We start from the raw sequence: 10,033 nt of genomic DNA on the forward strand, positions 1-10,033 counted from the left end.
ACTTTTGCGTTCATATTATTATAAAAAATGGAAGCAGCCGACAATAATAGTTATCGTCACATCCTGAGGTATACAAGTGTTTTTGGTGGCGTACAGGGCTTGAATATTCTTGTAAGTCTTGTGCGTAATAAGTTTGTCGCCCTGATACTCGGTCCTTCTGGCATGGGTCTTGTTTCCCTTTTCAATACAACTGTTAACTTCGTATCCCAGTCTACCACTCTTGGTATCTCAACAAGTGCTGTACGTCATTTGTCAGAGTTTCCTGAGGATGACCAGCATCCACAGATAGTCCAATTCGTGAAAGTAGTGCGTGCATGGAGCTTGTTGACGGCATTGCTGGGAATGCTGGTATGTATGGTGTTGGGACCGATTCTCAGCAGTACCACGTTTGCATGGGGTGATCATACGTTGCACTTCATACTGTTGGCACCTGCGGTGGGGATGTTAGCAATAACAGGTGGTGAGACGGCTATTCTGAAAGGTCGCCGAAGACTCCGTTCACTGGCGTTAGTGCAGGTAGGAGCTGTGATGGCGGCATTGCTGATATCGGTGCCAGTCTATTATTTTTTCGGTGAAGCGGGTATTGTTCCTGTCATTGTGACGATGGCTTTTGTGACGATGCTCCTAACCGTCAAGAATTCCTATCGTCTTTATCCTTTGCAGTTATGGGGTGTTAGGGGCATCTTAGGAGACGGTATGGAGATGGTGCGTCTTGGTGTCGCCTTTACGTTGGCAGGTATTATCGGCAGTGGTGCTGAGATGCTGATACGCTCCTGGTTGAATGTTGAGGGCAATCTTGGGACGTTAGGACTCTATAATGCCGGCTATATGATCACGGTGACCTATGCAGGGATGGTGTTCTCTGCCATGGAGACGGATTATTTCCCCCGTCTCTCTGCTGTCAATACTGATATAGTGGCGACCAATGAGACGGTCAACAAGCAGATAGAGGTCTCTATCCTGATAGTGTCACCGATGTTGGTTGTACTGATTATATTCTTACCAGTGCTTATCCCTTTGCTATTCAGTAATGAGTTCATACCTGTCATTACGATGACACAGGTGGCGACTTTAGCGATGTTCTTTAAAGCCCTTACATTACCTGTGGCGTATATTACGCTGGCACGAGGCTATTCCATGATGTACTTGTTTCTTGAATCGACCTATTTCGTGGTGTTTGTGCTGCTGATAATCTTCGGCTACCAGCAATGGGGACTGTTGGGAACGGGTATAGCCATTACTCTTGCCAACCTGTTTGACTATTTGATGATTAATGGTGTGGCGCGTTGGCGGTATGGATATAAAATGTCATCGACTGTGATGCAGTATAGTGCCATACATATCCTTGTCGGTCTATTGGCATACTTTACCACCATCACAGTCGATGGCTATGCTTATTGGATTTTCGGTATCGGGTTTTCATTTGTCAGTGTTCTGTTCTCCTTGTTAATCCTCCATCAGAAGACCCATTTGTGGGAGGCTCTGACACGACGCTTCAGGACTCATTAGAACCTGAAATCCAACTGAATGTCTGCGAAATTGTAATTGTGCTTGCCGAGAGTGCGGTCATTTACACGTGCATATTCTGCATTGATCTGGATGTTTTTGGTGATGTAATAGTTCAAACCAACCTCATACATTGTCTTGGAGGTTGACCATTCCTTGGTGGGGCGATACATGTTGTAACGTGCCTTGGCATGGAGTTTCGACTTGATGACGGGTACAATGCCGAAGACATAGAAACCATCTGCTTTGTCGCCTTTTGAGAAGTCTACCGTCCTACTGTCTACTTTTGTGGCTCCCCAACCCTGGCTGTGGATATACTCAGCCCGGAAAGTCCACTCGTCTTTGTCGTATTCTGCGGAGAGGGCATAGCGGTTCTTGCTAATACTGCCGTTATGGGCATTCCCTTCTGCATCCACCCAATTCATGTCACCACGGGAGCCTGTCCATCCGAAGGCACCAATGCGAACTCCTTCAACAGGCATGACCCATATACCTCCGATGATATCCTTACGGTTGTCTTTGTCTTTCTGGTTGATACCCTCACCATTATAGACACCAATCTGATAATGGAGGAGGTTGCGCCCTGCAGCGTTCTTCAAGAAGTCACCTTGTATCTGCAAACCGATATCACGACCACTGGAAGATTTCTCACCAGAACGGTCACCAAAAGCAGAGAGGGCATTGATAACCAAGGCATAAGCATACCATCCTTGTGTGATGGGGTTGGTGGGATTCTCAAAGGTAAAGGCACGCTTGAACTGACCGGCTTTTACACGGAAGAAATCATATTTCTGCCATTCTGCGTAGAGATCAACTAGCATCACGGTAGGATTACCAGCACCAGCATTGGAACTTCCTTGAAATTGAGCACGCCAAGCAAAATCACCAATTTTACCGTCCATCATCAGACGCATCAGACGGATGTTGAAGGCATTCTCATGATTCTTAATGGGATTACCTTCTTCATCAAGTGTGGAACTATATTTGTCGTCTGCTTGGTATTGTAACATACCATATCCACTGATTTTTATGTTTTTCACCCATTGAGGGAGTTCTATGATAGTTTTTTTCTTTTCACTCTCTTGACTAAAAGAATTCAATGCGAAGCCCGTTATGAAGAGCGCAAGAATCATTATTTTTTTCATCATTCATTTATCGTTTAGTTAATAATACTACATTCTCCACATGTGGGGTATGGGGGAACATATCGACAGGCTGAACCTCTACTACTCTATAGTCTGCATCCAGCTCCTGCAAGTCACGAGCTTGTGTGGCAGGGTTACAGGACACATAGACGATACGTTGTGGGGCAGCCCTGAGGATTGTCTTGACGACGTCAGGATGCATGCCTGCACGGGGTGGGTCTGTGATGATGACATCTGGACGACCATGCTCGGCGATGAAATCATCTGTCAGGATGTCCTTCATGTCACCAGCAAAGAACAGGGTGTTGTCGATATGATTTATTTCAGAGTTAATTTTGGCATCTTCTATCGCCTCTGGTACATATTCAATACCAATTACCTTACGTGCTTTCTTTGCAACGAAGTTGGCAATGGTACCTGTTCCTGTATAGAGGTCATAGACCAAAGGTTTGGAGTTCTCGGAGTTCTCTGAGTTCTCTGAGTTCTCGGAGAACGCAAAATCCCTTGCCACCGAATATAGATGGTATGCCTGTTCCGTATTCGTCTGGTAGAAAGACTTGGGACCCACCTTGAAACGCAGTTCCTCCATCGTCTCGTAGATGTGGTCGTTGCCCTTGAAGGTCAAGATGTCCTGATCACCAATGGTATCATTACATTTCTGGTTATTGAGATACATCAGTGCCGTGATTTGCGGAAACTTGTCTGCAAGGTGCTGTAACAATCCCTTGGCACGTTGCTCGTCGCCTTCCTCATCATAATGGAACTGTACAATGACGAGCCACTCACCTGTATTAGAGTTGCGAATGATGATATCACGTAGCAACCCCACCTGCTGACGTAGGTCGAAGAAGGTCAGTCCATTCTCAATGGCATAGTCACGTACCTCATTACGTATCTGGTTATGCAGGTCGTCCATAAGCCAGCATTTCTCAATAGGTAGAATCTTGTCGAAGGCGCCTGTGATGTGAAAGCCGATAGCGTCGCGGGCGAACTCTTTGCCAGTGGCAATCTCCTCATTGGTGAGATATCGACGGTTAGAACATCCGAAGTCGAGCTTGTTACGATACTCTTTGGTCTTCACACTGCCAAGGATAGGATGGAACACAGGCAACTCAATCTTGCCGATACGTGTCAACTGGTCAAACACCTGTTGCTGTTTCATCTTCAACTGCTCTTCATAGGGGAGTTGTTGCCACTTGCACCCTCCACATGTCCCAAAATGTTCACAGAAAGGTTGAATTCGTATCGGACTAGGAGTATGGAGACGGACTATCTCCGCCTCCATAAAACTGTGTTTCTTCTTACGGACCTGTAAGTCACACACATCACCAGGCACTGCCCATGGCACGAATACCACCATATCATTAACCCTTGCCAAAGCCTTACCCTCGGCTGCAAAGTCGGTGATGGTGATATTTTCCAACAGAGGGAGTGTTTTCTTCTTTCTGGTCATGTGTTTATCTTGCTGCTACATATTTATGTAAGGTGGCACGAACGGCACCCTTACCAGCATACAGTTCTTTCACCATGCTCTCTATCTGCTCACCAAGTCCTGCTTCATAAAGGTCGAGTCCGAAAACATCCTTGCGACTATATAATTTGCGCAGACAGCTCCAGTCCTGATCTGGTTTGCCAATTTCTAATGGAGCGACGATTGCCTGCATCTCTTCCAACATAGGATCGGGTGATGGCTCGAAAGTCGTTCCGTCATCTTTGATACCTTTCAAATAGCGGGCATAGCCTGCCAGTGTTAGAGGTATCAGGATGAGGTTCGATATGTCGAGTCCACGGCTGATGTATTTCTTGATAGTCTCACCAAAACGGATAGGTAGTTTCTGTGATGTGTCCATGGCGATGCGCTGTGGAGCGTCAGGCATAAATGGATTAGGTAAGCGACGATTGATGACTGCACCAACAAACTCGTATGGATTCAGAATACCTGGGTCTGTTACGACAGGCATTGCCTCTATATAGCCGATTTTCTGGATAAATGAACGCAGGTCTTCATCTGCCATCTCTGCGGAAATGAGGGTATAACCCAGCATACATCCATAGATAGACATGGCGGTATGCAGAGGGTTCAGACAGGTTGTCACCTTCATCGTCTCCACCTTGTCCACGGTCTCACGGGTGGTATAAAGTGCGCCGCCCAAATCGAGTGGGGGACGTCCATTGGTATAGCTGTCCTCGATGACAAGATACTGTGTCTCCTCAGCATTGACAAAAGGAGCCGTGAAGGTGTGCTTCTCTGTCTCGATATAGTCGTTATCCTCGAAACCATCAGCGGCAAGCAGCTCCTTCACCTTCTCATGAGGGCGAGGGGTGATCTTGTCTATCATTGACCAAGGGAAGGTGATTTTTGTATTGTCTTTCAGATAATCGAGGAAGTCAGCAGGAACGAGTCCGTCCTTCACCCAACGCTCTGCATAGGCGAACACACCAGCCTTTACCTTGTCACCATTGTGTGAACAGTTATCCATGCTTTGTACAGTGAGAGGTAGCTTCCCTGCTTGGTAGCGCTCGTAGAGCAATGCCGTCACCTTGCCTAATGCGAAGACTGGTTTCAGACCGCGCTGCAGGTCTGCTTCATTATAGCCATACCCCTTTTCCGTAATGGTGAAGGATATCATCTGGAGTGAAGGGTTGCGGAAAATATCCACCAGTCTGTTCCAGTCGTTAAACTGATAGTCTGCCTTCAATGCCTCAGTTACTGATGCTATCACTTTTTTCTCTACTGTTCCATCGCTTTTCAGTGATACAAGCAGGGATAGGTTATTATAAGGAGTATAAGCCTTATCGATAACCTCAAAGTCGAAAGTCTCTGCAACGATGACTCCACGGTCATATTTACCAGTGTTCAATGCGTCGTTAAGGATGGCGGCAGGGAAAGCACGAAAAATGTTGCCACCTCCGAAATGTACCCATGTAGGGGTGTCATGTGTTTTACGGCGTACTGCCTCAATATCGAATTTAGGAAGCTGATAACCTTTTGCCTCCCATGCTGTGGCATCGAAACTGCCACTCATTATTTCGTTTAATTTCATAATTTCAATTTTAATCAAAGAACCCTGGTTGTTTATATTCTATTCCTAACTCACGATCTACAGTGGCGAGGATGCCCTGTACTTGTCCGAGGGCGAACATACGTCCTAGCAAGGTATAACCAGCATTGTGTCCGTGGCTGCTCTCATCCATGATGCCACCTTGCTGGTCCGTAAAGGTCATGCCGTGGTCGACACGCATGGGCAGTTGTGGATTTTCTTTTTCAAATATTCTGCACAATTCTATGAGGTCTGCGCGACCACCTAAGTGACTTGCCTCTGTAAAGTCTCCGTTGGGGAAGATATGACAGGAGCGCAAATGAACGAAATGGGTGCGGGAGGCAAATTTTTTAGCCATCTCCACTACATTGTTATAAGCTCCGGCAGAAAGACTTCCTGCGCAGAATGTCAGACCGTTATGTTTGTTAGGAACGGCATCTAAGAACCACTGGATGTCCTCTTCTGTGCGAACAATACGAGGCAAACCAAGTATCTCAATGGGGGGATCATCAGGATGCACGCACATATTCATATTACATTCCTCACAGACTGGCATGATAGCCTCCAGGAAGTATTTCATATTGGCACGGAGTTGTGCTTTGTCAATACCTTTGTAAAGTTCCAAGAACTCACGGAATTTCTGTACGGGAGCTTCATCATTCTCAGAGAAATTGCCACTGACGAAGCCTTGTGTTTTGATGACGATGTTCTCCACTAATTTGTGGTCTTTCTCAGGTGTCATCGTCTTGGCAAGTTCATCGCACTCCGCAAGGACGTTACGACCTTTACCAACGCCTTCTGGGAACTTGAATTTTTCCCATTCCTCACGGGCACCTTTACGTTTCAGGATATAGATGTCGAAATAAGCAAATTCCGCATAGTTGAAATACAGGTTAGTCGACCCGTTGGGATTGTTGTGCAAAAGGTCGGTACGAGCCCAGTCGAGAACGGGCATGAAGTTGTAGCAGATACAATGGATACCCTCTGCTGCGAGGTTACGCAGTGACTGTTTGTAAACTTCTATCTGTTCGTCGCGGTCAGGACCGCCGTATTTGATGGTCTCCACGACAGGCAGACTCTCCACTACGCTCCAGCGCATGCCGTAGCTCTCGATGTACTCACGTAGGTCGCGAATCTTCTCTCTTGTCCAAACCTCTCCGAGAGGAACGTCATGCAATGCCGTGACGATACCCTCCACTCCGATTTGTCTTAGTTGAGCAAGTGTGATTTTGTCCTTCTTGCCAAACCATCTCCATGTTCTTTCCATAATAGCTGATATATTTACAGGTTAATACTAATTGTTTTTCGCCATTTTCTTTTTTATGTAAGCGAGTGCTTTCTCCCAATTGGTATCGAGCGAGAAGCGTATCAGACTCTCACCGTTGTTATAGTAGCTCAATACCATCTCCTTGTCTTTGTCTTTGAAAAGGGGGTTGTCTTTGCTGGCTTCCATGAACATTTTTGTCATCTCCTCCTGCAGTGCTTTCGGCATCTCGTTATATTGAACGAGTTTCTGAATGTAGTAAGTCACATATTCATTCATGGAAATAGCTTGATTGTCGAGGAAATAGACCGATGAGTCGGGCATTTCCTCTTGCATCTTGATGGCGAGGTAATTGAGGGCATCAAGTTTAAACTGGCTGATGCCACGTGCGATAGCACTTGATTGTGGATTCTCTACGACAGTCTTGTTCTTCTGGCGTAATTCGTTGAATACTTCTTGAGCTTGCACTGTCATGCCGACAAAGAGCATGAGGACTAATAAAATCTTTTTCATAGTCATGTTATTGTTGTTTTGTTAAGTATTTCTTATGGGTTATTACATTGGGCAATTCCTCCTCATAATGAGTCACCATCACCATCGTTTTGTTTTTACGCTGACAGAATGTCTCGATGATATCCTTTACTCGTCTGCGATTCCAAAGATCCAATCCGTGTAAGGGCTCATCGAGAATCAATAACTGAGGGTCTTTTACAAAAGCGCGGGCCAGCAATACCAGTCGTTGCTCACCGCTGGAGAGCTTCAAAAAAGAACGGTTGTACTTGCCTTCCAGTCCGAACATGTCAAGCCACCACTTACAGGTGGCAAATTCTTCCTCATTAGGTTTTACGTAAAGTCCCACCGAGTCTTTCAGTCCACTTGCCACAATTCTCACAGCGGGTATGTCACGCAGGTAGGAACGGTGCATCTCAGGTGACACATAGCCGATGTGTTTTTTGATGTCCCAGATACTCTCACCGGTACCTCGTTGATGATCGAAGAGGGTGATGTCACAAGCATAGCTCTGTGGATTGTCCGCACAGACGAGTGAGAGAAGAGTGGATTTCCCACTTCCGTTCTGTCCCGACAGAGCCCAGCGCTCACCGTTATGCACCGTCCAGTTGAGGTCACGCAAAATGGTGCGGTTGCCATAACGGATAGATACATTACGCATATTGATAACCTCATCGGTATGGTAGTCATTGTCTTGATAGGGTAGGTCGAGGATGGCATCCATTTCATGCTTTGTCAACACATGCTCTGGAATATTCACCTGTCGGAACTCATACTCTTCTTTGGTACATGGTGATAATACATGTGCGTCTCTGATCTCGATAACTTCCGATACAGAGTCGGGAATATCATCGGTCTTCGATAGTACTAACATAATATTAATCTCATGTTTCTCTACCAGTAACTTCAGCAAATCCTTCAGTTGGTCGCGTGTCTCTGCGTCAAGTCCGATAAACGGGTTCTCCATAATGAGCAGCTTGGGATTGGCGAAAAGTGTCTTTGTCAGTTGAAACTTTCTCAATTCTCCACTTGACAGTGTAATGACGTATTTGTCAAGCAGTGGCTCCATGTGAAAGAGGTCGTATAGGTGGCGTTGCAGTTCTCTACGTTCTGGGGTGTCCTCACCAGCCAGTTTATAAGCCTTTTCTAAGAGCTCCCCAACGTTAGGTGTTTCTGGGTCGATATCGTGCTGATTCCATCTCAGTTGCAGGTAATATGCTTTGTCGACGGCAGGACCGTATGAGTCACTAAAAGCGATATAGCGTAACCGGTCACTTGCCATATCCCTGCGCAGTTTCTCGATATACAAAGTCTTTCCGCTTCCGTTTCTTCCTACGACGGCTGTTATTTTTTGCATAATTTACTCACCTTTTCCTGGTTCTTGTTCACAAAGTCCTTCCATCCCCTGTAGTGTGCTTGGGATTCCGGACGGTTCATTTGCATATAATGGCAGTAGGCAGCACCTAACGCATCGGTAGCATCCATGAACTTTACCATAGCGTCCTCGTCGAATTTCAACAATCGTTGCAACATCCCGGCAACCTGTTCCTTCGAGGCGGCACCATTACCCGTTATCGCCATTTTGATTTTCAGGGGCGCATATTCGTGGATAGGTACTCCGTGGTGGATGGCGGCTGCGATCGCCGTACCCTGTGCCCTCCCGAGTTTCAGCATCGACTGCACATTCTTTCCGAAGAAAGGTGCCTCGATTGCCATCTCATCGGGTAAGTATGCATCGATGATACCTGTCACCCTCTCGAAGATGTGCCCCAGTTTCAAATAGGCATCCCCGAATTTCCTAAGGTCAATCACACCCATGGTCATCATCTCAGCTTTCCCGTCCTTCACTTTTAGGACGCCATAGCCCATGATATTCGTTCCAGGGTCGATGCCCAGTATCACCTTTTCCATATCGTGTACAAAGGTACAAATAAGTGCGTAAAACACCAAATTTCTTCGCTTATTTCTCATATCTTAGGTGCCGCCTTCGTAAAACATCCCCGTTAGTCGCTTTTTATTCCAATAGCTCCTATCTCAGTAAATTCACTGAATTTGGTGAGTAAATTCACTGAATTTACTGAGTAAACACACTGAATTTACTTTCATAGGAGATACTTCCATATAAGGACAATTCGAAAAAAACTACTCCCCTTCTCCCGTTTCCTTCTGAAAAGCCCATGTACAGGGCGTTTCGGGACGGGAGTAGTTGATTCAACTACTCCCGTACTAGTCCTTTTTTCGTGAGACGGGAGTAGTATGGGAGATGTTTCGCCAACATCTCCCGTGCCTTGCACCCTTTGTTTATCGGGGTTTGAGCCACATAACGGGAGAAAGGGAGTAGTTTTTGCGAATTCTAACAATTATATGAAATGAGTTGCCGACTGAAGCTTGTTTTCTAGTTAATTAAAGCCTCCATTCATGTCAAATAAAGCCTCCATTTGCTCGTGATGCCTTGCGTAAGGGTAAAAGGTTACTGGTAATGGGGTGTTAGTGCCTACCTTCGAGGGAGTTAGGTACGCCCTTTCAACCGTTCGGCTATAGCCAAACAACTGAACGGCTCCAGCCAA

General features: G+C 46.1%; 8 protein-coding genes. 1 reads left to right on the forward strand and 7 read right to left on the reverse strand.

Features of this window, described 5'->3' with window-relative positions; genetic code table 11:
- The first annotated feature begins 27 nt into the window (after positions 1–27).
- A complete protein-coding gene (locus BM257_RS03740; RefSeq protein ID WP_092068393.1) occupies positions 28–1,509 on the forward strand; it encodes an oligosaccharide flippase family protein in 1,482 nt (493 codons plus the stop codon).
- Here the strand turns inward: BM257_RS03740 and BM257_RS03745 are convergent.
- Genes BM257_RS03745 through ruvC form a run of 7 tightly spaced genes read right to left on the reverse strand, consistent with a single transcriptional unit; the run spans position 1,506 to position 9,377 of the window.
- Entirely contained in the window at positions 1,506–2,654 is a 1,149-nt protein-coding gene (locus BM257_RS03745) for a porin (RefSeq protein ID WP_369821296.1), read from the reverse strand. The two genes, BM257_RS03740 and BM257_RS03745, sit on opposite strands and share 4 nt — an antisense overlap.
- Before the next feature lie 4 nt (positions 2,655–2,658).
- Positions 2,659–4,104: a 23S rRNA (uracil(1939)-C(5))-methyltransferase RlmD gene (rlmD, locus tag BM257_RS03750; protein WP_092068396.1), complete on the reverse strand. Its 1,446-nt coding sequence runs from the start codon at positions 4,102–4,104 to the stop codon at positions 2,659–2,661.
- 4 nt (positions 4,105–4,108) lie between these two features.
- Positions 4,109–5,695, reverse strand: a complete 1,587-nt coding sequence (locus BM257_RS03755; RefSeq protein ID WP_092068399.1) for a mannitol dehydrogenase family protein — start codon at positions 5,693–5,695, stop codon at positions 4,109–4,111.
- Positions 5,696–5,705: 10 nt separating this feature from the next.
- On the reverse strand, positions 5,706–6,959 hold the full coding sequence (gene uxuA, locus BM257_RS03760) for a mannonate dehydratase (protein WP_092068402.1): 1,254 nt from the start codon (positions 6,957–6,959) through the stop codon (positions 5,706–5,708).
- 27 nt (positions 6,960–6,986) lie between these two features.
- Positions 6,987–7,469 carry a hypothetical protein gene (locus tag BM257_RS03765; protein WP_143096734.1) on the reverse strand — a complete coding sequence of 161 codons (483 nt, stop codon included), beginning with the start codon at positions 7,467–7,469 and terminating at the stop codon, positions 6,987–6,989.
- A gap of 7 nt (positions 7,470–7,476) precedes the next feature.
- On the reverse strand, positions 7,477–8,823 hold the full coding sequence (locus tag BM257_RS03770; RefSeq protein WP_092068408.1) for an ATP-binding cassette domain-containing protein: 1,347 nt from the start codon (positions 8,821–8,823) through the stop codon (positions 7,477–7,479).
- Entirely contained in the window at positions 8,811–9,377 is a 567-nt protein-coding gene (ruvC, locus tag BM257_RS03775; RefSeq protein ID WP_092068411.1) for a crossover junction endodeoxyribonuclease RuvC, read from the reverse strand. The genes BM257_RS03770 and ruvC overlap by 13 nt, the downstream gene beginning before the upstream one ends.
- Between the last annotated feature and the right edge of the window lie 656 nt (positions 9,378–10,033).

The organism is Prevotella sp. tf2-5 (assembly GCF_900115435.1).
Lineage (GTDB): Bacteria > Bacteroidota > Bacteroidia > Bacteroidales > Bacteroidaceae > Prevotella.

What these genes read in the sequence shown, in the direction of transcription:
- BM257_RS03740 (WP_092068393.1), top strand. Translation starts at nt 28, where the DNA reads ATGGAAGCAGCCGACAATAATAGTTATCGTCACATCCTGAGGTATACA.
- BM257_RS03745 (WP_369821296.1), bottom strand. Translation starts at nt 2,654, where the DNA reads ATGATGAAAAAAATAATGATTCTTGCGCTCTTCATAACGGGCTTCGCA.
- rlmD (WP_092068396.1), bottom strand. Translation starts at nt 4,104, where the DNA reads ATGACCAGAAAGAAGAAAACACTCCCTCTGTTGGAAAATATCACCATC.
- BM257_RS03755 (WP_092068399.1), bottom strand. Translation starts at nt 5,695, where the DNA reads ATGAAATTAAACGAAATAATGAGTGGCAGTTTCGATGCCACAGCATGG.
- uxuA (WP_092068402.1), bottom strand. Translation starts at nt 6,959, where the DNA reads ATGGAAAGAACATGGAGATGGTTTGGCAAGAAGGACAAAATCACACTT.
- BM257_RS03765 (WP_143096734.1), bottom strand. Translation starts at nt 7,469, where the DNA reads ATGAAAAAGATTTTATTAGTCCTCATGCTCTTTGTCGGCATGACAGTG.
- BM257_RS03770 (WP_092068408.1), bottom strand. Translation starts at nt 8,823, where the DNA reads ATGCAAAAAATAACAGCCGTCGTAGGAAGAAACGGAAGCGGAAAGACT.
- ruvC (WP_092068411.1), bottom strand. Translation starts at nt 9,377, where the DNA reads ATGGAAAAGGTGATACTGGGCATCGACCCTGGAACGAATATCATGGGC.